This window comes from Sphingomonas sp. S2-65 (genome assembly GCF_021513175.1).
Lineage (GTDB): Bacteria > Pseudomonadota > Alphaproteobacteria > Sphingomonadales > Sphingomonadaceae > Sphingomonas.
This window is the reverse complement of sequence record NZ_CP090953.1, coordinates 568,734-594,583: the sequence shown is the minus strand read 5'-3', so window position 1 is coordinate 594,583 and position 25,850 is coordinate 568,734. Positions and strand designations below refer to the sequence as shown.

The 25,850-nt window shown below is 65.9% G+C and carries 21 protein-coding genes and 3 tRNA genes; 9 read left to right on the top strand and 15 right to left on the bottom strand.

Features of this window, described 5'->3' with window-relative positions; translation table 11 throughout:
• Window positions 1–1,209 (bottom strand): ROK family transcriptional regulator, encoded by a 1,209-nt coding sequence (locus tag LZ586_RS02985; protein WP_235078205.1) that lies wholly within the window; start codon window positions 1,207–1,209, stop codon window positions 1–3.
• Window positions 1,210–1,540: 331 nt separating this feature from the next.
• On the opposite strand from LZ586_RS02985, the gene LZ586_RS02980 reads away from it, so the two are divergent.
• The gene (locus tag LZ586_RS02980; protein ID WP_235078204.1) at window positions 1,541–3,502 is read left to right on the top strand and encodes a beta-N-acetylhexosaminidase family protein; all 1,962 of its coding nucleotides are present in this window, start codon (window positions 1,541–1,543) and stop codon (window positions 3,500–3,502) included.
• 223 nt (window positions 3,503–3,725) lie between these two features.
• Here LZ586_RS02980 and LZ586_RS02975 read toward each other — a convergent pair.
• From LZ586_RS02975 to gyrA, 6 genes are all read right to left on the bottom strand, one after another.
• Window positions 3,726–3,800, bottom strand: a tRNA-Glu gene (locus LZ586_RS02975).
• A gap of 43 nt (window positions 3,801–3,843) precedes the next feature.
• On the bottom strand, window positions 3,844–5,184 hold the full coding sequence (locus tag LZ586_RS02970) for a PepSY-associated TM helix domain-containing protein (protein ID WP_235078203.1): 1,341 nt from the start codon (window positions 5,182–5,184) through the stop codon (window positions 3,844–3,846).
• Window positions 5,184–7,157: a TonB-dependent receptor family protein gene (locus LZ586_RS02965; RefSeq protein WP_235078202.1), complete on the bottom strand. Its 1,974-nt coding sequence runs from the start codon at window positions 7,155–7,157 to the stop codon at window positions 5,184–5,186. Before LZ586_RS02965 ends, LZ586_RS02970 begins: the two co-directional genes overlap by 1 nt.
• Window positions 7,158–7,205: 48 nt before the next feature.
• The gene (locus LZ586_RS02960; RefSeq protein ID WP_235078201.1) at window positions 7,206–7,622 is read right to left on the bottom strand and encodes a hypothetical protein; all 417 of its coding nucleotides are present in this window, start codon (window positions 7,620–7,622) and stop codon (window positions 7,206–7,208) included.
• A 299-nt stretch (window positions 7,623–7,921) separates the two neighbouring features.
• Entirely contained in the window at window positions 7,922–8,269 is a 348-nt protein-coding gene (locus tag LZ586_RS02955; RefSeq protein ID WP_235078200.1) for a DUF952 domain-containing protein, read from the bottom strand.
• Window positions 8,270–8,292: 23 nt separating this feature from the next.
• A complete protein-coding gene (gyrA, locus tag LZ586_RS02950; RefSeq protein ID WP_261346028.1) occupies window positions 8,293–11,037 on the bottom strand; it encodes a DNA gyrase subunit A in 2,745 nt (914 codons plus the stop codon).
• Between the two features lie 282 nt (window positions 11,038–11,319).
• On the opposite strand from gyrA, the gene LZ586_RS02945 reads away from it, so the two are divergent.
• Window positions 11,320–12,576 (top strand): tetratricopeptide repeat protein, encoded by a 1,257-nt coding sequence (locus LZ586_RS02945; protein WP_235078199.1) that lies wholly within the window; start codon window positions 11,320–11,322, stop codon window positions 12,574–12,576.
• A gap of 56 nt (window positions 12,577–12,632) precedes the next feature.
• Here the strand turns inward: LZ586_RS02945 and LZ586_RS02940 are convergent, their stop codons facing one another.
• A complete protein-coding gene (locus LZ586_RS02940) occupies window positions 12,633–13,100 on the bottom strand; it encodes an Lrp/AsnC family transcriptional regulator (RefSeq protein ID WP_235078198.1) in 468 nt (155 codons plus the stop codon).
• Between the two features lie 178 nt (window positions 13,101–13,278).
• Between LZ586_RS02940 and LZ586_RS02935 the strand changes: the two genes are divergently transcribed.
• The 5 genes from LZ586_RS02935 (at window position 13,279) to LZ586_RS02915 (ending at window position 17,732) form a co-directional block, all read left to right on the top strand.
• Window positions 13,279–14,883: a sensor histidine kinase gene (locus LZ586_RS02935; RefSeq protein ID WP_235078197.1), complete on the top strand. Its 1,605-nt coding sequence runs from the start codon at window positions 13,279–13,281 to the stop codon at window positions 14,881–14,883.
• Between the two features lie 2 nt (window positions 14,884–14,885).
• Entirely contained in the window at window positions 14,886–15,941 is a 1,056-nt protein-coding gene (locus LZ586_RS02930; protein WP_235078196.1) for a WalW protein, read from the top strand.
• Window positions 15,932–16,007, top strand: a tRNA-Ile gene (locus LZ586_RS02925). The genes LZ586_RS02930 and LZ586_RS02925 overlap by 10 nt, the downstream gene beginning before the upstream one ends.
• Before the next feature lie 218 nt (window positions 16,008–16,225).
• Entirely contained in the window at window positions 16,226–17,005 is a 780-nt protein-coding gene (locus tag LZ586_RS02920; protein ID WP_235078195.1) for an SDR family oxidoreductase, read from the top strand.
• A gap of 262 nt (window positions 17,006–17,267) precedes the next feature.
• Window positions 17,268–17,732: a hypothetical protein gene (locus LZ586_RS02915; protein ID WP_235078194.1), complete on the top strand. Its 465-nt coding sequence runs from the start codon at window positions 17,268–17,270 to the stop codon at window positions 17,730–17,732.
• 433 nt (window positions 17,733–18,165) lie between these two features.
• On the opposite strand, the gene LZ586_RS02910 is transcribed toward LZ586_RS02915, so the two are convergent.
• Complete coding sequence (locus LZ586_RS02910) at window positions 18,166–18,462, bottom strand: hypothetical protein (RefSeq protein ID WP_235078193.1); 297 nt, start codon at window positions 18,460–18,462, stop codon at window positions 18,166–18,168.
• 329 nt (window positions 18,463–18,791) lie between these two features.
• Between LZ586_RS02910 and LZ586_RS02905 the strand changes: the two genes are divergently transcribed.
• A tRNA-Pro gene (locus LZ586_RS02905) sits at window positions 18,792–18,868 on the top strand.
• A 34-nt stretch (window positions 18,869–18,902) separates the two neighbouring features.
• On the opposite strand, the gene LZ586_RS02900 is transcribed toward LZ586_RS02905, so the two are convergent.
• The 3 genes from LZ586_RS02900 to LZ586_RS02890 form a co-directional block, all read right to left on the bottom strand.
• Window positions 18,903–19,097, bottom strand: a complete 195-nt coding sequence (locus LZ586_RS02900; RefSeq protein WP_235078192.1) for a hypothetical protein — start codon at window positions 19,095–19,097, stop codon at window positions 18,903–18,905.
• Window positions 19,098–19,232: 135 nt separating this feature from the next.
• On the bottom strand, window positions 19,233–19,466 hold the full coding sequence (locus tag LZ586_RS02895; RefSeq protein WP_235078191.1) for a hypothetical protein: 234 nt from the start codon (window positions 19,464–19,466) through the stop codon (window positions 19,233–19,235).
• Between the two features lie 164 nt (window positions 19,467–19,630).
• Window positions 19,631–21,001 carry a M20/M25/M40 family metallo-hydrolase gene (locus LZ586_RS02890; protein WP_235078190.1) on the bottom strand — a complete coding sequence of 457 codons (1,371 nt, stop codon included), beginning with the start codon at window positions 20,999–21,001 and terminating at the stop codon, window positions 19,631–19,633.
• 137 nt (window positions 21,002–21,138) lie between these two features.
• On the opposite strand from LZ586_RS02890, the gene ettA reads away from it, so the two are divergent.
• Window positions 21,139–22,818, top strand: coding sequence for an energy-dependent translational throttle protein EttA (gene ettA, locus LZ586_RS02885; protein WP_261346027.1), 1,680 nt, complete (start codon window positions 21,139–21,141; stop codon window positions 22,816–22,818).
• Between the two features lie 113 nt (window positions 22,819–22,931).
• Here the strand turns inward: ettA and LZ586_RS02880 are convergent, their stop codons facing one another.
• The 3 genes from LZ586_RS02880 to LZ586_RS02870 form a co-directional block, all read right to left on the bottom strand.
• Window positions 22,932–23,210, bottom strand: a complete 279-nt coding sequence (locus LZ586_RS02880; RefSeq protein WP_235078189.1) for an acylphosphatase — start codon at window positions 23,208–23,210, stop codon at window positions 22,932–22,934.
• Between the two features lie 105 nt (window positions 23,211–23,315).
• Entirely contained in the window at window positions 23,316–23,792 is a 477-nt protein-coding gene (gene greB, locus LZ586_RS02875) for a transcription elongation factor GreB (RefSeq protein WP_235078188.1), read from the bottom strand.
• Between the two features lie 11 nt (window positions 23,793–23,803).
• The gene (locus LZ586_RS02870) at window positions 23,804–25,807 is read right to left on the bottom strand and encodes a lytic transglycosylase domain-containing protein (protein ID WP_235079714.1); all 2,004 of its coding nucleotides are present in this window, start codon (window positions 25,805–25,807) and stop codon (window positions 23,804–23,806) included.
• Between the last annotated feature and the right edge of the window lie 43 nt (window positions 25,808–25,850).

Sequence of the window (25,850 nt, the reverse complement as noted above, 5' to 3'; positions counted from 1 at the left end):
CTAGACGGTCCCGGGAAGGGTTGACGCCTTCCACAGCGCTCCTGGCTTCGGCAATAGATAGTGGCTGAACGGCAGGATGGCGGCACCCACCGCCGGGGCGTCTTCTGACAGCTCGGCGCGCGCTACCGGTGCAATTGCCGGTAGCGCAGCGCCGGCGGCTGCCATCAGGGCATTGGCGCGGACCGCGAGCCGCTCGACCAGCGCCATTGGCAGGCGGCCCCCGATCAATACCGCTGCCGGATTGATCAGGCAGTTGATCGCCGTGAGCGGGGTAACCAGCCAACTCGCCGCCTGCTCGATCCAGCCATCCACGCACGCATCGAGCGCAGGCGGAAAAGCTTCGGCGGTCATGACGTCCCTCAGGACGAAGCCATGCCGTTGCAGATGCCGACCCAGGCCGGAGAGCGACACCAAGGTTTGTATCTGTTCGCCCTCGGCGCCATCGACATACGCGCGCATGAAGCCCAACTCGCCGCTGCGGCCTGTGGCCCCTCGCGAGTAAGCGTTGTCGATCACCAGTCCGCCGCCCAATCCCAGGGAAATGAGCAGATAAAAGAAGCTGTTGTGCTGCTGGCCCTGGCCGAGTTGCATCTCGCCCATGGCGGCGGCGGCGGCGTCGTTCTCTATGAACACCGGCACGTTGTAAGGCTCAGCAAAAAGGTCAGCCATGTTGATGCCGTCCCACGCAGCATAGGCATCCGGCCGGCCGGGGAGATCGATGCTGCCTAATTGATCCGGCACGGCAACGCCAAGTCCGACGACTTTAGCGATGTCGACTCCTGCACTCCGCAGCATCTCACCAATGGAAGCGCAATAGAGCGCACGAACCTGATCGGGCAGGGCATAGTCGATTTCCTTCACGACGCGAGCAAGCGTCTGCCCCGCGAAGTCCACGAGCACGATCGTGATGTGGTCGCGGTCGATGTTCACGCCGATCGCGTGGCACGCGTCGGGCCGAACCACGAGCTTCGTCGGAGGCTGCCCTCGACCGCCGCGCCGCTGCCCCGCTTCTTCAATCAGGCCGTCCTGCAGCAGCCGACGGGTGATGTTGGCAATCGCGGCGGCCGTCAGCCCCGTAATCCCCGCCAGTTCGACCCGTGTCAGCGAGCCGCCTACCCGGATCGCATGCAGCGTAACCCGCTGATTATGGTCGGCGGCTCGCTCGAGGTTGGTGCCAGAAAGACGTGGGCGGGATGCAGCCGCGGTCACGCCACACTCCGCAATGCGTTTTGTTGATCGGAGGGGAGGACTATCAGGAGGGCGGGTGCCGAATGCAGAGGGAATGGCATTATAGGTTTTGGGCCTGGCGTAGATGCAATTGTCGAAGCATTGCAGCAAGGAATGCGCCTGTCCACCATCGCCGCTGCGTTGTCGTCGATGGTGCTGTAGGCTGACTGCGCCACACTCTAGCATCCTCGGCGCGGAAGGGTTGAGCGTCTCACCGAACGAGAACTCCGTGTGCACCCCAGCGGCTTGCCTCGATGTGCCATCTACAACATAGTACCCATCTATAACCTTTGTAGAACCCAAGAGGAAACTCATGCGCGGATCGCAGTCGTACGGTCGTTCCCTGTTGCTGGCGGGCGGGCTGGCGCTTTCAATGGCGCTAGCTGCTCCATCTACCGCGCAGACGATGCCCGGCATCTTCCCGGCTCCAGTGTCAGCGAAGTTGACCGGCGAGAACCTCACGCTAGGGAAAACGGTTGTGCTGCTTCAGGCCGGCACGCCCGACGCTGAGACAAACGCATTGGTACGCCGCGTTTTGACCGCAGCTGGCGTCGAGCAGATACGCACTGCGAACCGGCTTCCGGCTCGGCTCGACGTCACCCATGTGGTACTCGGCACAGGCGACGCGCCGCTGGTGAAGCAGGCGCTGTCTCGCGCCCGCGCAACTCTGCCCACGCAGGATGAAGGCTATGCGCTCGCCAGCACCGCCACGGAAGGCGGCGCCCTGATTGTATTGGCCGGCAGGGATGGTGATGGCTTGTACCATGCGGCTCAAACGCTGCGACAGATCGTGAAGAAGCAGGCTGTCCCCGCACTCGCAATTGCGGATTACCCTGCGATGCCGGTGCGCGGCACTATCGAAGGCTTTTACGGCAAGCACTGGTCGATGGCCGAACGCGCATCGCATATCGGCTTCCTCGCCGAGTTGAAGGCTAATACTTACATCTACAGCCCCAAGGACGAGCCGTTCGCGCGTGACCGCTGGCGTGAGGATTATCCTGCCGAAACGTTGAGTGCCCTCGGCGGGCTGGTGAATGCGGCCAACCGCCAGCACGTCAACTTTGTGTATGCGATCTCGCCGGGGCCCTCGATCTGCTATTCCAATCCGGCTGATCTCGAAGCGATCCGCCGGAAATTCGCTACGCTACGCGGCATCGGCGTGCGCAGCTTCTATGTCGCGCTGGACGACATCGAATATACCAAGTGGAATTGCCCCGCCGACGAAGCTGCGTTCGGCAAACCGGGTGAAAAGGCAGCGGCGAGCGCGCAGGCGAGGCTCTTGAACGCAGTGCAAGCCGATCTCACGGCCGCGAACGACCATGGTTCGCTGATCATGGTGCCTACCGAATATTACAACACCACCGAGTCGCCGTACAAGGCGACGCTCCGCAAGGAACTTGATCCGCGGGTCGTGGTACAATGGACGGGCACGGATGTCGTGCCCCCGTCAATCTCGGTGAACGACGCACGTAACGCGACGAAGGCATTCGGACGCAAGACGCTGCTGTGGGACAATTATCCCGTCAACGATTACCGTGAGTCGTCCGGGCGGTTGCTGCTGGCACCTTACGCACGCCGCGAGGCAGGGCTCTCGACGGAGCTGAGCGGCATCGTCTCGAACCCCATGAACCAGGAGGCGGCCAGCCGTCCGGCAGTCATGGGTCTGGTGGCCTTCGCCTGGAACGACCGCGGGTACGACGCGGATCGCACGTGGCACGCCGCGGCGCGCTATCTCGCAAACGGCGACCGGCAAGTCACAGCCGCGCTCTTGTCCTTCTTCGACACACAGCACCTGGCTCCAACATTCGGAACGCACCCCTGGCAGCCTCAGGCGCCGCGCCTGAAGACACTGATTGACGGCGCGCGCGACGCGCTTGCGTCAGGCGACGCGGTCACGCAGGCCCAAGCGTTGGACACGCTTGCCGCTGCTGCCGACGAGTTGGCAAGTGCGCCAGATTTGATCCGCGCGGGCGTGGTCGTGCCGGGCTTTGTCAGCGAATCCAAGCCGTGGCTCGACGCGACCGAGCTTTGGGGCCGCGCGCTCAAGTTGACCGTCAGCGGACTCAGCGCAGGACTTGGCGGCACAGCAGAGGGCGACGACACGGCCCGCCGCTTCTTTTCCGATGCTGAGCGTCTGGCCAAGCAAGCAGAGGCGATCAACTCGATCCCCGGTGCGGTCCGGTTCGATGGGCCGGTCAAGGTTGCCGACGGCGTTATCGACAATTTCGTTCGGGACGCCCCGAACCTGATTTACACTTCCCGCGCACCGCGCTGACGCATCTGCGCCCCTCGTTGCTCTGCCCTCGCTAGCCGGCTGTCGTGAACTGCTGTTTACTACTGCCAGCTAGTGAGTAGCAGGCATGAACCCGAACGCGAAGCGCGAGGCGGCGAGTATCGGCGCCAATGGCGCACATGCTGCTGCCGAGGTGGTGGAAGGTGCTTGATGGACTTGGGGCGTGAGACGGCGTGTAAGCCGCTATCATCAAGCTCGCCGCCGCTGGTGACCCCTACGAGAATCGAACTCGTGCTTTCGCCGTGAGAGGGCGACGTCCTAACCGCTAGACGAAGGGGCCATTGCTGGCGGAAGCGGGCCTTTAGGAGGCTATGGCGAGGCAGTCAAGCCGCGCCATGCGCTTTCAGTCCGAGCCATCCCCGGACCTTCGGCAACCGTTGGAACACGGTTCGCTCCAGCATCAGCATGATCAGCAGTGTGGCGCCGAACAAGGGCATCCAAAACGCCAGGATCGCAATGGCACCGGCCGGCACAAAGCCGAACCTTGGCCGCTGTGCCGGCACCGGTGCGCCAAGCAGGCCTTGCGGGCGTCTTCTCCACCACATTATGAAGCCGGATAGCGAAAGCGTCATGAGCAAAAGCGCCGTCGCCGTGCCGAGCAGCTGGTTGGCCATGCCGAACAGCGCACCCTCATGTGCGGCGATGCCGTAGCCAACGACTTTGTCCAGCCAGTGGCGCTGGGCGAATTCCTTGCGGGACAACAGTGCGCCGCTGCGACCGTCTACCGTGGCTTGTCCCCGCAAGGGCCGGTTGGCTGCGTCGGATGCAACCGTCCACGGATCGTCGCCACGTGCGGGCGGCGAGATCATCACCGGTGCGGCCATGCCCAACGGATAGGCCGTCGCGATTACACGGTCGAGCTCGCTGACGCCCGGCGCCTCGTGGCGCATGGACATGGCAGCATGTCCGGCATGGTCACCCATCATCGCTGCGGTCTGTGCGCTGCCGGTCGGCCAGTCCTGTGGACCGTCGACTGTGTTGGTGACCTGGCGGACCTCCTGGAAGTAGCTGCCCCAGAATTTCGCCCAGGGAAGGCCAGTGGAGATCAGGAACAGCGCGAACACCGCTACCCAGATCCCGGCGACGGCGTGGATGTCGCGCCAGAACCCGCGCCGCCCACGGCGCAGGCGGGGATAGAGGATGCCGCCAAGCCCTCGCGCATTGCGGGGCCACCAAAGGTACAGGCCCGTGAGCAGCATCACCACGGTCCAGCATGCAGCGATCTCGACCAGATAGCTGCCCCAATTGCCTGCCTTCAGCGTACCGTGAAGATCGGAGATCACTCGCATCGGGCGGGCGCCCTCCTGCTCGACCTTGAGAACGCGCAGTGAATAGGGATCGACATACACTCGGACATCGCCGGCGGCCGTGCTGACGATCACGCGGGTTGCCGAGTTTGCACTCTGCGGCAGCTGAAATTTGTGGAGGCTGCTGCCCGGCACTGCGGCAAGGGCTGCACGCACCTGAGAGTCCGCAGTGGAGCGGGGTGCCGTCACCGCCAAGCGGTCGTACGGCCGTTCCAGCCAGCTTTCGATCTGGGGCTTCCACAGGTAGATCGTGCCGGTGATCGCCAGCCAAAGGACGAAGGGCATGCAGAAGATGCCGGCATAGAAATGCCAGCGCCATACCGCGTTATACCAACGGGTTCCGAGGGCGGCGGGCATCAGAATGCGGCCCGGAGGCCGGCGAAGATGCTGCGGCGTTCGATGGGGTAGAAGATCGCGGAGGCGGGGGTGTATTGGACGACGGCGGAGACGTCGCCGGCGGCGTTGTTGCCGGCGAGGTTGCGGGCGTCGGCGAAGAGGTTGACGTTTTCGTTGACGCGCAGACGTGCCGTCAGACCGAGCGACGCATAGCCGTTTGCGCGGAAGCTGTTGGCGTAATCGGCCCAGGCGCCGCGCGGTACCCACTCGACATTGGGCGCGATATCAAGCGCTTCCGTGCCAAGCCTGAGCTCGGTTCTGAACATATGCTGGGGGATCACCGGCAGGCGATTGTCGCCAAAGGCGCTGTCGCCGCGAAAACGGAAGTCGCTCCACTGATAAACCTGCCGCAGCCGCGCCCAGGCAGCCATATCCAGCGTAAACCCCAGCTCGACGCCTTGGTGACGGGTGCGATCGGCGTTGTAGGTTGCAGCCGGAATCGTCGGCGGATTCACGTTATATTGCAGCAATTCGCCCCTCAGATCGGCGCGATATGCGCTGATATCGAACTGAAACGGGCCTGCGCGGCCGCGCGCACCCACTTCCGCCGTCCACGCCCGCTGCGCGTCGAGGGGCACGAAATCGGATATCTGGGCGAGTTCGATGAAGCCCGGCAGCTCGTGGCTGCGGCTGACATTGGCGTAGAGCTGGATGTCCTTTGCCGGCTCGAACAGGATGCCAAGCTTGGGGCTCAACTGCTCGAAAGTGGAGCGCCCGCTGACGGTGGCGGGGAATTGCTGATCCTGCCGCCGCAATCCGCTGGTGAAGATGCCGCCGGCGATCAGCGTCAGGCCGGCGAGCGGGCGAACCCGCCCTTCGACATAGGCGTCGATGGTGCGCGCGGCCTGGTCGGCACGGAAGGTGGGCGCGCCACGGTTCCCGTCGACATTGACGAAGCGCCGGGAGTCGACGGTGCCGAAGCGGGCGGTGACGCCGGCAGTCAGTCCGAAGGCGCCGAAATCCTGGTCGAGCCGGGCATAGCTGCCCCAGTCGAGCGCCTTCTGCTCGGTCACCTGGAAGATCGGGTGGTAAAGCTTCTTGGCGTTGAGGAAGATGCCTATGTCGAGACCGCCGTTGCCCAGATCGAAGCTGGTGCGGTTCTGGAGACGCAGCGAGTCGACATTGCGCTGCTGATCGCCGGCATAGCTGCCGGTCTGGGGATCGTCGCGCACCACCGCGTAGGTGAGGGCGCCGGGCAGTTCCTGCTGGAGCGTCTGCACGGCGGCGTAGAAGCGCGTTTCGATCCGGTCGGTCAGGCGGATGCCGGCATTGCCGTTGAAGCGGAAGGCGCGGCGCCTGGCGTGATCGCGGTCGCCGTCCGAGGTGTCGCCGGCAACCGCAAGGAACGCGTCGCCCCGCTCATCGGCGAAGCCGACGCTGCCAAAGGCGCGCAGGGTGTCGAAGCTGCCGCCGTCGAGGCGCAGGGTGACGCCGCGCGCGCTGCGGCCCGTGGGCGTCACGCCGTTGATCGCGCCGCCAAGCGTCGAGGCGCCGAAGCGCAGCGCGTTGGCGCCGCGGAACACCTCGAGGTGCTGGAGGAAGCTCGGGTCGAGCTCCTGAAAGTCGCCATTGTCGTCGGTCAGGTTGATCGGGATGCCGTCCTGAAGCAGCGTCAGCCCGCGCATGTGATAGCCGCGGCTGATGCCGGAGCCGCGGATCGAAAGGCGGACCTCCTGGCCGAAGCGAGGCTGGGCGTAGACGCCGGGGGAGAAGGCGAGGGCGTCGCGCAGCGACACAGTCTCGCGGTTCTGGAACTCGGCGGCGGAGACGACGTCGGCGCCGCCGGGGGTTTCGTTGACCTTCTGAATGGCCTGTTCGACCAGCTTCTCGGCAGTGACGACTACTTCGTCAGTGCGGTCGGTCTGCTGCGCGAAAGCGGGCAGGGCGGCAAGCAGCATGGGCGCGCCCATCAGCGCGCGGAGGGCATAAGACATGGAAATTCCTCGGATGACGTTCGGGGCGCCCGAAAGCGCGCGGGGAAGTCAGCCGAGGAGCGGAGGTCCGGTGGAGAAGGGGGGCGGGGCCGCGAGGCCGAGACCGGGCGCGACGGCAGAAACCAATGCCGGCGCGACATCATCGCAAGCATGGGGCAGAGCGAGGGCGGCAGAGACTTCCGGGGCAGGCAGCGCCACCGCCGCGACCGCGAAGGGACAGGGATGTTCGGGTGCGGCATCGTGCTTCTGCTGGCCGTGCGCACCGAGCGCCTTTGCCAATTCGGCGCGTGCTTCTTCCGGGAGCGCGCGGCCGCTTTCGCCGCACCATTTGAGGGCGACGCCGGACGCGCTCGCCTGGGGCATCCAGCCTGCGGGGACCATGACGCGGAGGAAGAGCGCGCATGCGAGCAGCAGCAGCGCGACGCGCCGCAGTCTTCCTGCTCGCATGGTCGACAGACCCCTCATCGTGCGCCCCTGTTGCGCAGTGAACCGGCCCGCAAGGGCCAGTCGTCCTGCGCTCAACCCGCGAGTGCCGCGTTGGTGCCTCCGTACGCGGGTGGCGGCGTTATTTCCAGTGCTGGTGTTGCTGGATTGGGCGCTGAACGGGCTACCGAGTTTCTTCGTCACCCCGGCCTTGAGCCGGGGTCCCGCTGCCTTAGGGGCGGCAGCGGTTCCGCTGGCTGGGGTGGCAGAAGAAGCGGGATCCCGGCTCAAGGCCGGGATGACGGGGGGGGAGAGAGAGGACGGCTGGGTGCTCGGCTTGGTTAGCCGGTGACGGGGAGGCGCAGGCTGCCGTCGGGTTCGTAGTTGAGCTCGCTATAGGCCACGACGAAGTCGAGCGATAACTCGCCGTACAAATGTGGGAACAGCGCGCCGCCGCGCGAGGGCTCCCACTTGATCGCGTCGGCCGCGGCGGAGAGGTCCACCGCCACCAGCCAGAGATGCTCCTGGCCGGCAAAGTGCTTGTCGATCGTCTCGCCAAGCTGCTCGGCAGTGGAGAGATGGATATAGCCATCCTCCAGATCCACCGGCGCCCCCTTGAACACCCGCGCATGTTCCAGCGTCGACATCTGCTCGGCGGTCAGCACCTTGTAGGCGAGGCTGTCGTTCATCACGGTCTCTTGCTCTCCGGCGCTCACCGACCGTCCTCCGGACCTTCGGCAATGTCTTCAGCGGTGTCGGCGTCCGGTGTCGGCTCGCTCGCGACCGGACCGTCGGCCAGGTTCACTTCGGCCTCTTCCTCGCTTTCCTCGATCCGGGCGGCCGAGACGACATGCTCGTCCTTGGCAACGCGGAAGAGGATCACGCCCTGGGTGTTGCGGCCGGTGACGCGGACCGACCCGACGGTGGTGCGGATCAGCTTGGCCTGATCGGTGACCAGCATCAGCTGTTCGCCATTGTGCGCCGGGAAGCTCGCCACCACCGGGCCGTTGCGGTCCGAGCTGACGATGTTGGTGATGCCCTGGCCACCGCGATTGGTGCGGCGATATTCGAACGCCGAGGTGCGCTTGCCATAGCCGTTGGCGGTGACGGTGAGGACGAATTCCTCCGCCGCCTCGAACTCGGCCATGCGTTCGGGGCTGAGCGTGATTTCACGCTCGCCTTCCTTCCACGGCGCGGCCTTGAGGTAATCCTCACGCTCCTGCGGAGTGGCGGCGAAGCCGCGCAGCACCGACATCGAGATCACTTCGTCGCCTTCGGCCAGTCGGGCACCGCGAACGCCGGTGGAGTCGCGGCTCTGGAACTCGCGGACGTCGGTGGCGGCGAAGCGGATCGCGCGGCCCTGCTTGGTGGCCAGCAGCACGTCATTGTCCTCGGTCAGCAGCGACACGCCGATCAGGCGATCGTCCGAGCCTTCCTCGAACTTCATCGCGATCTTGCCCGAGCTGCGGATGTTGGCGAACGCGTCCATCGAGTTGCGGCGGACGCTTCCCTTGGCGGTGGCGAACATGACGTGGAGATCGCCCCAGGTCGCTTCGTCCTCCGGCAGCGGCAGTACGGTGGAGATCACTTCACCGGTGGCGAGCGGCAGCAGGTTGATCATCGGCCGGCCGCGGGTGGCGGGGCCACCCTCGGGAAGGCGCCAGACCTTCATGCGGTATACCTTGCCGTGGTTCGAGAAGAACAGCACCGGCGTGTGCGTCGAGGTGACGAACAGGTTGGTGATCGCGTCGGCATCCTTGGTGGCCATGCCGGCGCGGCCCTTGCCGCCCTTGGCCTGGGCACGGAAGGTGTCGAGCGGGGTACGCTTGATATACCCCTCCATGGTCACGGTAACGACCATGTCCTCGCGCTCGATCAGGTCCTCGTCCTCGATCCCGTCGGCGGCCCCGGCGATCTCGGTGCGGCGCGGCGTCGCATAGGCGTCGCGCACCGCGGTCAGTTCCTCGACGATGACTTCGTAGAGCTTGGCGCGGTTGCCGAGGATCTCGAGCAGTTCGGCGATCGTCTCGGCCAGCTTGGCGAGCTCTTCGCCGATCTCGTCGCGGCCGAGCGCGGTGAGGCGGTGGAGGCGGAGGTCGAGGATCGCGCGGACCTGCACGTCGGACAGGCGATAGCTGTCGCCGGTAACCTCGGTGTCGATCGCCTCGACCAGGCGGATGTACGGCGCGATCTCGGCGATCGGCCAGTCGCGGGTAAGCAGCCGGTCGCGGGCGACGGCGGGGCTCGGCGACGAGCGGATGATCTTCACCACTTCGTCGAGATTGGTGACGGCGATCACCAGGCCGAGCAAGATGTGCGCGCGGTCGCGGGCCTTGGCCAGCTCGAACTTCGAGCGGCGGGTGATGACCTCCTCGCGGAACTTGACGAAGGCCTCGATGATGTCGCGCAGGTTGAGCAGTTCGGGGCGGCCGCCGCGGATCGCGAGCATGTTGGCCGGGAAGCTCGATTGCGCGGGCGTGTTGCGCCACAGCTGGTTGAGCACGACTTCCGGGGTCGCGTCGCGCTTCAGGTCGATGACGATGCGCACGCCTTCGCGGCTCGATTCGTCGCGAATGTCGCTGACGCCTTCGATCCGCTTTTCCTTGGCGGCTTCGGCGATCTTTTCGACCAAGGCGTTCTTGCCCTGCTGGTACGGGATCTCAGTCAGCACGATCGAGCGGCGCTCGCCGCGCTGTTCGGTGGTGTGGCGGCTTCGCACGATGATCGAGCCGCGGCCGGTCTGATAGGCCGAGCGGCAGCCCGCGCGGCCGAGGATGATCGCGCCGGTCGGGAAATCGGGGCCCGGGACGATCTCGATCAGTTCCTCGATCGTGATCGCGCCATTGGCGATGTACGCCAGGCAGGCGTCGATGACTTCGCCCAGATTGTGCGGCGGGATGTTGGTCGCCATGCCGACGGCGATGCCGCCGGCACCGTTGACCAGCAGATTGGGATAGCGCGCGGGCAGGACGGTCGGTTCGCTTTCGGAGCCGTCATAATTGTCCTGGAAGTCGACCGTATCCTTGTCGATATCGTCGAGCAGCGCGGAGGCGACGCGGGCGAGCCGTGCCTCGGTGTAGCGCATCGCCGCGGGCGGATCGGGATCCATCGATCCGAAATTGCCCTGGCCGTCGATCAGCGGCACCCGCATCGCCCAATCCTGGGCCATGCGCGCCATCGCGTCGTAGATCGAGCTGTCGCCGTGCGGGTGGTATTTACCCATCACGTCGCCGACGAGGCGCGCCGACTTGCGATAGGCGCGGCCGGCGACATAGCCGCCTTCCTGCGCGGCGTAGAGGATGCGCCGGTGGACCGGCTTCAGGCCGTCGCGCACGTCGGGAAGGGCGCGTGCCACGATGACGCTCATCGCGTAATCGAGGTACGAGGTCTTCATCTCGTCGACGATCGAAATGGGCGTGATGTCGGAAGAGTCGGCGAGCAGCGTCGCGTCGGTCAAAGGATGGTGCTTTCGGGTTTGTTACGTTCAGGTTGCTCTAGCGGGCGTAGTACCTCCTGCCAACCCTGCGCGCCTGCGCATGCCCGCGCGCGCGTGTGCGCGAGAGAGTGCAGTACGGGCAGCGCGGCATGAGGGCGAGCCGACGGATTGAACCAACGCGTTCAAAGGCGGTTCATGGTGCGATTGTCATCCCGCGATGCAACCGCGTCGCTTGAACGGGCCCGAACGGTTAACTAGAGGACCAGTCGAACCCGTCCGCGTTCCCCACGAGGAGAGTATTACATGACGTTCGTTTCGAAGCTCGCGATGGCCGCCGCGCTGACGCTGGGCACTTCCGCACTGGGCGTCTCGCCCGCGCTTGCGCAGAAGAAGAACGACAAGGAACAGGCGATCAAGGTGAGCGACGAGTTCCGCACGCCCGCCGCCGCCGCGCAGGCCGCAGTGGACGCCAAGAACTGGACCGCCGCCGAGCCGAGCATCGTCGCCGCCGAAGCGGTCGCCAAGAGCGATACCGAAAAGTATTTCGCCGCCGTGCTGCGGCTTCAGCTCGAAACGTCGCGCAACAACGTGAACGGGCAGATCGCCGCACTGGGCGTTCTGGCGAGCAATCCCACCACGCCGCCGCAGAACGTGAAGCCGTATCAGCAGCGCTTTTATTACCTCCAGGGCGCCGCCGCCGCCAACGCCAAGAAGAACGCCGAGGCGATCCAGTATCTGACCAAGGCGCGCGAGGCGGGATCGAACGCCGAGGACATCTCGATCCTGCTCGCCAACGCCTATGGCGCGACCGGCAAGAACGCCGAAGCCGTGGCCGAAGTGGACAAGGCGATGGCCGCGAGCAAGGCCGCCGGGCGCAAGCCGCCGGTCGAATGGTACCGTTTCGCGATCCCCAAGGTCAGCGCGCTCGGCGACCGCGCCGCGACCGCGCAGTGGATGACGCGCTACATCCAGGAATATCCCACCGTGCAGAACTGGCGCTGGGTGGTCCAGGTGACTCGCCAGGGCACGCCGGCGGCCAATGAGAAGGTCGAGAAGCTCGACCTGTACCGGCTGATGCGCTCGACCAATGCGCTGGCGGACCGCGGCGATTATGCCGACTATGCCTATCAGGCGCAGACCAGCGGCCTTCCCTGGGAAGCGGTGACGGTGATCGAAGAGGGCCGCAAGAACGGCAAGATCCCGTCGGGGGATTCGGATACCGGGCGGATCTATACCGCGTCGCAGGCGGCCGCGAAGGCGGAGGGTTCGCTCGACCGCCAGGTGGCGACGGCCAAGACCGGCACGCAGACCGCCAACCTGGCCGACGCGTTCCTCGCTTCGGGCAACAACGCCAAGGCGCTGGAGCTCTACGACCAGGCGCTGCAGCGTGGCGGGGCCAAGGCCGACGAAGTGAATTTGCATCGCGGCATCGCGCTGCAGCGGCTGGGCCGCAAGGACGAGGCGCGGACTGCGTTCCAGGCGGTGCCGGCGACCGGGTCCTATGGCAATCTCGCGCTGCTGTGGGCGACCTCGGTCGACTTCCCGCCGCTCGGCGCCTGAGCGCCACGACGGCTTGAAAGAAGGGGGCGGCGTCGCAGGACGCCGCCCCTTTTTCGTTACATCTCGGGGACCGGCACGCCGGGCAGCGACTTTGCGGTGCGGATCGTCAGCGATGTCTTCACATGCTCGACATTGGGGGCGGTGGTGAGCTGGGTGGTGAGGATCTGCTGGAAGCTTTGCAGGTCGGCGGCGACGATCTTGAGGATGAAATCGATCTCGCCGTTCAGCATGTGGCATTCGCGCACTTCGGGGATTTCGGCGACCCGCTGCTCGAACGCGCGCAGATCGGCGTCGGCCTGGCTCTTGAGGCTGACCATCGCGAACACGGTCAGGTTGTATCCCAGCGCCGCAGGGTCTAAGGCTGCGTGATATCCACTGATCGCGCCTTGCTGCTCGAGCGCACGGACGCGGCGGAGGCAGGGGGGCGCAGTGAGGCCTACACGTTCGGCCAGTTCGACGTTCGTCATCCGGCCATTCTCCTGCAGGAGGGCGAGGATTCGCACATCGATGTCGTCAAACCGCATTGTAACGCAACTCCGGATCAATTATTTGCTTGCGCGACCCTCTAACTATAAGAATATTACAAATCAACGCAATTGTCCCACAATGCGACGTCCCGATTTGGTCGGTTTGTGATGGGAGCCGGCGGCGTTAAGGGATCGTTGGTGCGTTGTTTCCGACGCTATCGAAGGTAGGCAGCGCGTGCGGTTCGACGATACTCTGGAAACGGTGCTCGCCTCCGATCTGCGGACACCCTTCGGCGTGCAGTCGGCCTGGCGCCAGCTGACCGATCTGGTGGGCCGCCGGCGCGTGGTCCCCGATACCCGCGTGCTCGCCGCGCTTCGCGACCTGCGCGGCAAGGTGCCCGCCACCGTCCGCGCCGCCAGCGCCCGCTCGCTCGAATATGCCAACCCGCCCGCGCCGCTGGTCCGCCTGTTCGCGCTGGACGACGCCGCGGTCGCCGCGCCTGCGCTGCGTTCGGCACGGCTCGCCGCGGCCGAGTGGATCCAGCTGCTCCCAGACTTGACTCCGGCCGGACGCGCGATCCTGCGCAACCGCCGCGACTTGAGCCCCGCCGTCCAGCGCGCGCTCGAAAGCTTCGGCCCGGTCGACTTCGTGCTGCCCGACAACAGCCCGGTTCCGGTCGAGCAGGAAGCCGAGACCGCGCCTGCCGCTGCCGAGCCGAGCCTCGCCGAGGCCGACGCAGGCACCTTCGAGATCGCCGAAGTGGTCGCCCGGATCGACGCGTTCTGGCGCAAGCGGGAAACCGATCCCGCACCGATGGCGGCGATGCGCGTCGTTGAGGCGTTCCGCTTCGAGACCGATGGCAAGGGCATCATCCGCTGGGTCGACGGCGTCAGCCGCGGTCCGGTGATCGGGATCAGCCTGGATGCCGGCGATGCGCGGGTCGACGGCACCGCCAGCGGCGCGCTGCGGCACCGCGCGGCGTTCTCGCACGCGCGGCTGCGGATCGAGGGCGAGTCCGACGCGGCCGGCGACTGGCTCATCTCCGGCATTCCGGCATTCGATCCGGCAAGCGGCCGCTTCACCGGCTATCGCGGCACCGCGCGCCGTCCGCGCCCCGACGAGCGTGCCGAACCCCCGGCCGAGGGTGCCTCGCACGCCGCCGCCGATTCGCTGCGGCAGCTCGTCCACGAACTGCGCACCCCCACTAATGCGATCGCCGGCTTTGCCGAGATGATCGAATCGCAGATGCTGGGACCGGTCTCGGCGGTCTATCGCGAGCGTGCGCACATCATCCGGGCGCAGGCGCGCGAGCTGCTCGGCGCGATCGACGATCTCGATTTGGCCGCGCGGATCGACAGCGCGGCGCTGGCGCTGATCCCCGGCCGCGTCGCGCTGCGCCCGCTGCTCGAATCGATCGCGGAAGACCTTGGTCCACTCGCCGAGCTTCGCGGCGCGATGATCGCGCTGCCGATCGACGACGCCTCGGTGGTGGGCGATCGCCGCGCCGTCGAACGCCTGCTGTCGCGGTTGCTGGCGACACTCGTCTCGGCCAGCGCGCCAGGCGAGCGCATCGGCGTCTATGTCACGCACGAGGCCGTGGACCGCGTCGCGATCGCGATCGACCGGCCGCGCGCGCTGGCGGATTATCCGGGTGACTCGGTGCTGGGCATCGATGACGAGCGTGACGACACCACGCTGCTCGGCACCGGCTTCGCGCTGCGGCTCGCGCGCAACCTTGCCCGCGAGCTGGGCGGATCGCTGGCGATCGGCAGCGACCGGTTGACTTTGCGGCTCGCCGCCTCCGTAATCAGCCAAGTGGGCCAGGCGCATCTGAACTGATCGTGGCGGAGCGGCAGCTTCCCTACCGGGTGCCGGCGCCGGAGCCGCATGCGCTGCTGCACTGGCCCGACGCGTTCGGGACGCGGTTCACTGTCTTCATCGATACCGAGGAAGAGTTCGACTGGACCAAACCGTTCAGCCGCGACGCGCGCGGCACCAATCATATGCGCGCCTTGCCGGCCGCGCATGCCTGGTTCACCGCCCGCGGCGTGCCGCTCACTTGCCTGATCGACCATCCGATCGCGACCTGCGCGCGTTCGGTGGAGATCCTGCGGACGATGCTGGAGGACGGCCGGTCGGCAGTCGGCACCCAGCTTCACCCCTGGGTGAGCCCGCCTTTCGACGAAGATGTCAGCATCCTCAACAGCTTCGCGGCCAATCTTCCGCACGGGCTTGAAGAAGCCAAGCTGACTCTGCTCACCACCCTGATCACCGACGCGATCGGGGTGCAGCCGCGTATCTATCGGGCGGGCCGTTACGGTATCGGCCCGGATACTCCCGCGATGCTATCGAGGCTGGGCTACCGCCTCGATAGCTCGATGCGCGCCGGCTACGACTATTCGCGGGCGGGCGGACCCGACTTCACGCGGATCGGCAACCAGCCGTTCGGCCTGATGCCGGGGTTGAGCGAGTTGCCGCTCACCACCGTCTATACCGGCCATGCCCGCCGCGGCGGTGCCGGGCTTCACCGCTGGCTCGGCACGCTTCCGCGCGGACGCGGCATCGCCTCGCGCCTCGGGCTGTTTTCCAGGGTGGCGCTCACGCCCGAGGACATGCCGCTCGACGACGTGCTCGAAGCGGTACGCGTGGCGGCGGGGGAGGGCGTGCGCCTGCTCAATTTCAGCTTCCACTCGCCGTCGCTGGAGCCGGGTCACACGCCCTATGTCCGCACCGAGGCCGATCTCGCCGCCTTCTACCGGTGGTGGGAGGGCGTTCTGGCGGAGCTCGACCGGCTGAAGATCGCGCCGGCATCGCTCGACCAGATCATCGACGCGCTCGACGCGGCTTGCGGTCCGACCGCGACCTCCGCTAGTGCGGGTTCTGCTGGGGGCCTGTAGCTCAACGGTTAGAGCTGGCCGCTCATAACGGCTAGGTTGCGGGTTCGAGTCCTGCCGGGCCCACCAGCGTTTTCAGAGACGGCGAACAACCGCAAATGGGTATCCAGGCGACCGGCGGCTTTCAGGCTGCAGGCGAGGATAGCCCGGATTTGCAGCCACCCGCTGGATGAAGTAAGCCACTACCGCCTTCGGGAGTTTCGAAAATGATCCAGCGTCACCGCTAAAGCGGCAAGGCATATGCCAGCGGAGCGATCCGCCACCTGGACTCTGTTTTCGAGAACATCATGCAAAGACTGAACAACAAGACGTGCGTCGTCACCGGCGCGGCGCGGGGCATTGGCCGCGCCATCGCCGCGCGCTTCCATGCCGAAGGCGGCGTCGTTGTCGTGACCGACATCGACGAAGCGGGCGGCGCCGCGGCGGCAGCCGAGATCGGGTGCCGGTTCGAACGGCTCGACGTGCGCGAGGAGACCGACTGGTCGCGATTGGCGGGCATCGTTCCGGTGGCGGACGTGGTCGTGAACAATGCCGGGGTGACGGGCTTCGAAGCGTGCATGGTGGCGCACGACCCGGAACACGCCAGCCTGGCGGACTGGCGGGAGGTTCATCGGGTCAACCTGGACGGAACGTTCCTCGGTTGTCGCTATGCGATCGGCGCGATGAAGGCGGCGGGGGTCGGCTCGATCATCAACATATCGTCTCGCTCCGGACTGGTCGGCATTCCCGGCGCTGCGGCGTACGCCTCGTCCAAGGCGGCGATCCGCAACCACAGCAAGACGGTCGCGCTTTACTGCGCGCAGCAGGGCTGGAAGATACGCTGCAACTCGATCCACCCGGCCGCGATCCTTACGCCCATCTGGGAGCCGATGCTGGGAGATGGTGTGGATCGCGAGGCCCGGACGCAGGCGCTGGTAGCCGACACGCCGCTGAAGCGGTTCGGCATGCCGGATGAAGTCGCAGCCATTGCCGTGACGCTCGCCTCGGACGAGGCGACTTATGTGACGGGGACGGAAGTGAACATCGACGGCGGGCTGCTTGCAGGCTCCGCTGCTTCGCCCGGCTGATAATAGCAGCGGGCGTGATCGACTACGCCCGCCACCCTCTCGTGAGCGGGGATTGGCACAGGTGTGGCCGGTTTGGGCCGTCCTGATGATCTGCTGAACAATCGACTTGGGGTAGCGGCCTACTGCGCGCGGCTGAGCCCCGCTTATTGGACCCGTTCGCGAATGCCGGGGCATGGGCGGAAAGCGGTCCGTCCGCTTGGCGCACTCGACGTGCGAAGCGCTGCCGTTGTGCCATGGCCTCGACGCTGTCAGCATAACGGCCATGCGGATCGATCCCACCGAATACGCGCGCCTGCGGTCCTGGTTCGGCCACATGGTCCCCAAGGTTTTTCCCTTGGACCTGCTCACCCCAGATACTCACCCCGTAGCCGTGCTCGATAGAATGGCAGTGAAGACCCCCGCCAAGGCGCGCAGCGGCCTAGGTATGGCGATCGGGGACGTTGTGGAGTTTACGAGTGACTGGCCGGCCAGTGACGTGACCGCGTGCAACCACGAGCTTTCGCAATCGGGTTTACCAACACTGTCGGAAGTGCGCGCAAGGTTCTCTAAGCTGGTCCAGCGAGTAGTTCGCCGGGGTCACATCAAGAGTGACGATGAATTCTACGCGCTTCGCAACGCGGCCGAGCAGCAGGGCGCGGACTCCGTGAGCCTGTGGCCTCTTTTGGAAGCATATGAAGCCCGGACGCAAACGAGCGACCGCTTTCGGGAGACGGGGCGGCTGACCTGAACGACTGACTTTGGGGCGGAAGCGGAAGGACTGCTTTTCGCGCCCACTTATCTGCCCGAAGGTCGCGATCTGGTGGAAAGCGGTCATAGCCAGCTGCCGCTAAGCGCCATCCACGCGATGATTGAGCACCAAGCACCCCAAGCTGCTGCGGCCGCCGCCGCAACGGCCATTGGCACCTTCGAGCGGGGTCGGGCAGCCGCAGCAATCAAGAGCGCCGCGAAGGACTGGAGGAGGGTGTAAGTCACGAGAACAACATGCTCGCTCTGAGCCTCGGTCGCATGAGGGCCAATGATCACTGCACCAGCCGCGAAGACGGTGCTGACCACTCCATGCACGCCTAGAAGCGCCAGCTCTCGCACCTGTCATTCCCCGCAAGATGACTGGAAATTATCACGTCAAACTCAGCGAAACATGAACGTCCGCCTTTGGGGCGTCAGCTGCCACCAGCTCGAAGACGTCGCATGGCAATGAGGTTGGTCGTGAGTGTCGCTGGGAGCATCAACAGCGCGTAATTCACCAGCAGCGGGCCTGGTGGAAAGCCATCGGCAAACCCGACGGAGGGGTTCAGCATGTCAGGAAGCATCCACATTGCTGCCCATACCGCCGTAGCCAGTGGAAGCAGCAGTCCACCGGCGAGGACGGCCAGCCAGAATTTTCGTCGCGCGAGTGACGCAAAAATGCGGCTCAGCAACAACGTGATCAATACGGGCGCGAAGATTGCGATGATCAACACTGCGTGAGAGTACAGCGATTCGCCACGACGGCAAATAGGGCTCTCTCTGCCATTGCCGTGGCATGAACGGAAGTCCGCTTTCGGGGAATGCTAGCGCCAACCTGAACGACTGGCTCTAGGCGTCAGCAGCGATTGCTTGACGCGGCACTGTGTACGAAGGAGCGGATCGGATTCCCCTCGAAGTGGGCATATCGAAATTGCGCCGCTTTCGCGACTGAGTAGATAAACGAGCACGTTACAGGTCAGAAAGCTCGTCCGGCCTCCCGTCTTGCTCGCGTTGCGGCTTGTGCGTTGAAGCAGGAGCGACTAAGCGCGCTGCACGGCGTCGGGGAGTGGCGCAGTCCGGTAGCGCGCCTGCTTTGGGAGCAGGATGTCGCAGGTTCGAATCCTGTCTCCCCGACCACCTCTCCAGCGCCCCGCTTGTGCGGTTCGGCCTCTCAACGCGCTCCGCGGCATTGCTCCAGGGCGGTGACCAGCCCACCGATAAAGCCTTCCAGATCGACGACGTCGCTATAGGACAGCGTGACGGGCCTGCCGTTTGCGTTGCCAAGCTTGTCGATCACCAGCGTGGGCGACCCCGCGGCGGCGTCGAGTTGGCGGGCACGCGCCAAAAGCTGAGCGAAGTCGTTCATGAGGCCTCTCAGGCTGGTGCGCTCGATCGTGGCGAGCGGGTCCTGTGTACAACCACAGGGTGCAACGAAAAAGGGCGCCCCCGGAGGGACGCCCTTTCGAACTCATGCTTCCGACCCTGGGGGTCGGAGAAGAGATTACTGTGCGTTCGCTTCGAGCGCGTCAGCCTTGTTCTCTTCGACGTCGGCAGCGTTCTCGAGAACGTTCTCGACAGCCGCGTTGGCGGTGTTGTCGGCTGCGTCTTCGTAGATCGCTGCGTTTGCTTCGTGGTTGTCGATCGCGGCTTCGGTCGCGGTGTTCTCGGTGCCGCCGTTGCAGGCTGCGAGCGACATCAGGCCGGCGGTGGCGGCAACGATGAGGAGCTTCTTCATAGGGTGATTCCCTTACAGTAAAAACGTTTCGCTACCGGCCTGAACGCCAGCGCGAAGCCTGTGAAATAGCGGCTGGCGCGCAGCCGTCAATCGCAAATCAGACACGTTTAGCCTCAACTCGCCGCATTTTGGCCGCAAACAAGGCGAAATCGTGACTAACCTTTTTAGTGGCGCACCGGCCCTATTTCTTCGGGAGCGTTGGCCACCACGGCGAGCATCGTCGTCCACGCCGCCACATTCTGCCGCAGTTCGCCAGGATCGACCTTGTCGAGCGTATCGTCGGGCGTGTGGTGATAATCGAAGTAGCGCAGGCCCGATTGTTCGAGGTCGACCCCCGGCACGCCGAGCGCGAGCACAGGCCCGACATCGGTGCCGCCATGCGCCTTGTCGCTGCCCGGCGAGATGCCGAGCGGCGCCAGCGCGCTCGCCAGACGGGCGGCGATGGGCTCCGCGCCCGCGGGCAGGTTGGTCGTGAACTTCCACACGCGATCGGCACCGAAGTCGGATTCGGTGGCCAGCACGTGGCGCTCGCTGCCGTGCGCCTTGGCATAGGCTTCACCGCCGAAGCCGCCGACTTCCTCCGCGCCGAACCAGACGACGCGGATCGTGCGCCGCGGCTGGCCCGCATCCATGATCCGCTTCGCCGCGGCGGCGGTGATCGCCACGCCCGACGCGTCGTCGATCGCGCCGGTGCCGAGATCCCAGCTGTCGAGGTGGCCGCCGATCAGCACCACCCCGGCGGAGGGGTCGCTGCCGGGGACTTCGGCGATGACGTTGCCGGACTCCGCCTCACCCTTGAACTGCGGGGTGATCAGCAGGCGCAGCTTGACGGGGCCGCGCTTGAGCAGCCGCTCGAGCTGTTCGGCGTCGGGTACCGACAGCGCGGCAGCGGCGATCGGCTTGGTGCCCTTGGCCCAACTGGTCACGCCGGTATGCGGGTTGCGGTGATAGTCGGTGCCGATCGAGCGGATGAGCACTGCCGCGGCGCCCTTGCTCGCCGCCAGCGTCGGTCCCTGGCGCCGGACGTTGCCGTAATAGCCATATTGCGAACCGTCCTGGGTGGCGGTCATCGCGTGGCTGAGAAAGGCGATCTTGCCCTTCAGGCTCCCCGCCGGCGCGGCCTGCAGGTCGGCGAAAGTCGGGAAGTAGACCACCTCGGCCTCGACGCCGCGCGGGCCGGTCGACCCGGAATTACCGAGCGCGGCGATGCTTAGCTTCTGCGCCGATCCGCCGACCACTTCGGCGGTCTCGGCGCCGCGTACCCAGACGGGCATGCGATAGGTCTCGATCCGCACATTCTTGAAGCCGAGTGCGGTCAGGCGCTTGACCGACCAGGCGCGGGCGCGGGCTTCCGCCTCGGTCGCCGCCAGGCGCTGCCCGATCTCGGTCGTCAGCCCCTCGGTCAGGTCCCAGGCGAGGGTGTCGTTCTTGAGTGCGTCGTCGCGCAGCGCGGCGACCTGTTCGGCGGTCTGCGCCAGCGTGGGAAGGGGAAGGGCTAGGGCGGCCGCTGCCGCAAGCAGGATGCGCTTGGTCATGGTGCAACTGCTAACCAGCTCCGAAACAATTGCAATGCTCAGGCGAGCAGGAGGGCTCGCGTTGCCAAGCGAGCGCCGGATCGCTACATGCGCTTCCGAATTTCCCGCATACAGAATATCGCAACGGAGACCGTCGAGTGGCCGCGCAATACGCCTTCGTCATGAAGGACATGACCAAGACTTTCCCCGGCGCTCCCAAGCCGGTGCTGAGCAACATCAACCTGCAATTCTATCAGGGCGCCAAGATCGGCATCGTCGGCCCCAACGGCGCCGGCAAGTCGACGCTGATGAAGATCATGGCGGGCGTCGACAAGGATTTCACCGGCGAGGCATGGCCCGGCGAGTATATCACCGTCGGCTATCTGGAGCAGGAGCCCCAGCTCGACCCGACCAAGACCGTGCTGGAGAATGTCCGCCAGGGCGCGCGCGAGACCGCCGACCTGGTCGATCGGTTCAATGCGATTTCGGCCGAGATGGGCGATCCCAAGGACGACACCGATTTCGACGCGCTGATGGAGGAGATGGGCGATCTCCAGGCCAAGATCGACGCGGTCGACGGCTGGACGCTCGACAACCAGCTCGAAGTCGCGATGGAAGCGCTGCGCTGCCCGCCGGGCGACTGGCCGGTCGAGAACCTGTCGGGCGGTGAGCGCCGCCGCGTCGCGCTGACTCGGCTGCTGATCCAGAAGCCGTCGATCCTGCTGCTCGACGAACCGACCAACCATCTCGACGCCGAAAGCGTGAACTGGCTGGAGAACCACCTCAAGGAATATGCCGGCGCGGTGCTGATGATCACCCACGACCGCTATTTCCTCGACAATGTCGTCGGCTGGGTGCTCGAGATCGATCGCGGCAAATATTTCCCGTATGAGGGCAATTACTCGACCTATCTCGAGAAGAAGGCCAAGCGGCTGGAGCAGGAGGACCGCGAGGCCTCGGGCCGCCAGAAGGCGATCCAGGACGAGCTGGCGTGGATCCGGCAGGGCGCCAAGGCGCGCCAGACCAAGTCCAAGGCACGTATCGCCAAGTTCGAGCAGCTGGTCGCCAGCCAGGAGAACCGCAAGCCCACCGGCGCGCAGATCGTCATCCAGGTGCCCGAGCGGCTGGGCGGCAAGGTGATCGAGGTCGAAAACATCTCGAAGGCCTATGGCGACAAGCTGCTGTTCGAGGATCTTTCGTTCACGCTGCCGGCCGGCGGAATCGTCGGCGTGATCGGTCCGAACGGCGCCGGCAAGTCGACGCTGTTCAAGCTCATCACCGGCCAGGAACAGCCCGATACCGGCACGATCGAGATCGGCTCGACCGTGCGGCTGGGCTATGTCGACCAGAGCCGCGACCATCTCGACCCCAAGAAGAACGTCTGGGAGGAAATCTCCGACGGCCTCGATTACATGAAGGTCAACGGCCACGACGCGTCGACCCGCGCTTATGTCGGCGCGTTCAACTTCAAGGGGCAGGACCAGCAGAAGAACGTCGGCAAGCTGTCGGGCGGCGAGCGCAACCGCGTCAACATCGCCAAGATGCTCAAGCGCGGCGGCAACGTGCTGCTGCTCGACGAGCCGACCAACGATCTCGACGTCGAGACGCTGGGCGCGCTGGAGGAAGCGATCGAGAATTTCGCGGGTTGCGCCGTGGTCATCAGCCACGACCGCTTCTTCCTCGACCGTCTCGCCACCCACATCCTCGCCTTCGAAGGCAACAGCCATGTCGAATGGTTCGAGGGCAACTTCGAATCGTACGAGGAAGACAAGCGCCGCCGCCTGGGCGATGCGGCCGATCGTCCTACCGCGCTGTCGTACAAGAAGCTGACGCGCTGAATACCCAGCCGGGGGCGCCGACATGCTCGGCGGCCCCGGCGACGCGTTTCACGTGTCTCGGCGGCTATGTGCGTGCCGACACGCGCCGAACCGGGACGCTGGCCTGTTCGGCGTCACGCCGTGAAGCGTTTGGTGAACCCCTTATGTCCCCGCTCGTCGTCGGCGGGGAAGCTCTCGACATGATCGACCCGCGCCATGGCGGGGCCTTCGCGGCAGCTTTCGATCAGCGCCTGGAGCGGTTCCTCCTCGCCCGTGGCGACGATCTCCACGCGCCCGTCCTTCAGGTTGCGGACATAACCCGTCAGCCCGTTGCGCTGCGCCGTCCGCACCACCCAGTCGCGATAGCCGATGCCCTGCACTCGGCCGGACACGAAGATACGCTGTGTCGCCATATTCCCCACGCTCAATCAGGCCCTTAGCGGCCTGCTAACCATTTTCAGCATGGGGAGAAAAAAGACCAGCACCCGCAGCGCCGTTCGCCGCGTCTGCGGCACGCGTCAGGGGTAGTCGAGCGCGATCACTTCATATTCGCGCTCGCCTCCGGGCAGCATCACCCGGCGGAGATCGCCTACCGCCGCGCCGCGCAGCGCCCGGGCGATCGGCGAGTTCCAGCCGATCAGGCCGCGTCCGGCATCGGCTTCGTCATCGCCGGTCAGCGTCACGGTGCGATGGTTGTCGTCTTCGTCGGCGATCGTCACCGTCGCGCCGAAATAGACGCGGCTGCGATCCTCCTGCCGGGCAGGATCGACCACCTTGGCGGCCTTCATCCGCCTGGACAGCCAGCCGAGCCGCCGGTCGATCTCGCGCAGACGCTTGCGGCCATAGAGATAGTCGCCATTCTCCGAGCGGTCGCCATTGCCCGCCGCCCAGGAGATGACGTCGACGATCTTGGGCCGCTCGGTGCCGAACAGCGCGTCATATTCTGCCTTCAGCGCGGAATAACCTGCCGGGCTGATGTAATTGGGACGATCCATCGCTGGGTCGCTCAACCCGGCCGGTTCTTGCCGAGATACCAGCTGAGATTGGCCGGCCCCAGGCTGCGCGCGCGCTGCGGGTTCATGAGGTCGTAGACCACGGCATTCTCGAGCACGCGCTGCACATAATTCTTGGTCTCGAAGATCGGGATCCGCTCGATCCAGCGGACGATGTCGCCGCCCGGCATGCGCGGATCGCCATTGGCGCGTATCCACTTGTTCACGTTGCCCGGCCCTGCATTATATGCCGCCACCGCCAGCGGATAGCTGCCGTACAGCGCAAACATCCGCTGGAAATAGGTCGACCCCAGCTGGATGTTGTAATCGGTGTCGCTGTTCAGCGCGTCGCGGTTATAGCTCAGCCCGAGCTTGCCCGCGGTTTCCGCAGCGGTGCCCGGCATCAGCTGCATCAGCCCGCGCGCGCCGGCGTGGCTGACGGCGTTGCGGTCGAACTGGCTTTCCTGGCGCGCGATCGCGTGGATGATGGTCCAGTAGTTACCGTGGCTCTCCGGCACCCGCACCGAGGGGTAGCCCGCCGCAGTATAGTCCGACAGTCCGTTCTCCAGCGCGCTGCGGCCCACCATCACGCCGAGATCCGGACGCCCGATCGTCTGGGACAGCTCGGCGGCGAGGACATGGTCGGTGTCGGTGGTGGCGTCGCGCGCGATCTGGCGGATGAAGAGCCCCTGATCGTCACGCCGCCCCAGCGCGCCGAGCAGCTGCGTCGCGCGCACGGTCTCGCGCCGGTAAAAGGCAGTGCGGGTCGCAGGATCGACGATCCGGTTGCTCATGCTGGCGGGTGCGCGCAGTGGCCGGCTGGTCCGTTCCAGCGCAAGCTGCCCGTAATAAAGGTCCGGGAACCCCGCCGCCCGCGCGTAGAATCCCTGCGCCGCCGCACCGTTGCCGGCGGCTTCCGCCGCCCGCCCGGCCCAATAAAGCCCCTTCGACTGAGTCTGCGGGGTCTTCGATCCGCGGGAATAGCGCTCGAACATGCCGACGGCATCGCCTGGGCGCTGGAGATCGTACAGCGCGACCGTCCCGGCCAGCCAGGTGAGGCTGGTATAGTCGTCGCGTTCGCCGAGCGGCATCTCCGCCACCACCGCGCCCGGCGGCACGGCGTCGTCGACCCGGCTGGCAATCTGGTAGGCGAGGCTGGACTGACCGTCCGCAGCCGCACCGCGCGCGGCGGTCAGCAACACCTCATACCATTTCTCGAGATCACCCGGCGCCGCCGCCAGCACCGGCCGGCTCGCGAGCGATTGACGCGATGCGGGGCTCTGCCCGGTGTCGCGCAGCCAGGTCGCGCGATCGGCGATCAGGCCGGCATCGTTGCTGGCGATCGCCATCGCGGTCGCGCCCCTGGCATCGGCATCCACCGCGCGCGTACGGTACGCCAGCCGCGCCTCGAAGATCGGGCGGCGGGCAGGGGAGACGAAGCCGATCTGGCGCTGCGCCGCGCTGGTCGCCCCGCGCCACAACAGCATGTCCATCCGCGTATCATGATCGCCTGGGGTCAGCGCGCTCAGGAACGCGCCGGTCAGCCGAGCCTCGTCATTGGGGCGCAGGACCCCCATCCGCCACGCCCGGCGCGCCTGCTCGTCGGCCTCCGCACGTCGGCCAGACACTGCCAGTGCCTCGGCAAAGCGCAGATGCCCTGCGGCGGTGCGCGGGGCGAACCGATCGAAGAACCGCACCACCAGGCCCGGCATGCTGGCCCCGCTGTCCAGCGCCGTTTCCGCCGCCGCCTGCCGGCTGGTCTCGCCGGGCCAGCCGGGATGCGCAAGCAGGAAGTTGGCATAGTCGGAGAACGGCCAATTGTCCGACTGTTGCAGCCGTTTCCACTCCGCCAGCGGCGCGTTCAGCGGGTCGTTCGCCGAAGCGCCTGGCACCTGCTGAACGATCTGTGCGGTCGAGGGCTGATTCCAGCCGATCTGCGCTTGCGTGAGTTGGGAAGTCACCGCCAGTCCGGATACGCCGACCAGCAGAAATACGCTTTTCATCACAGGGCCCACCATACTGGACATGATACGGAATCGCCGCCTATCTGCCATACCCGAA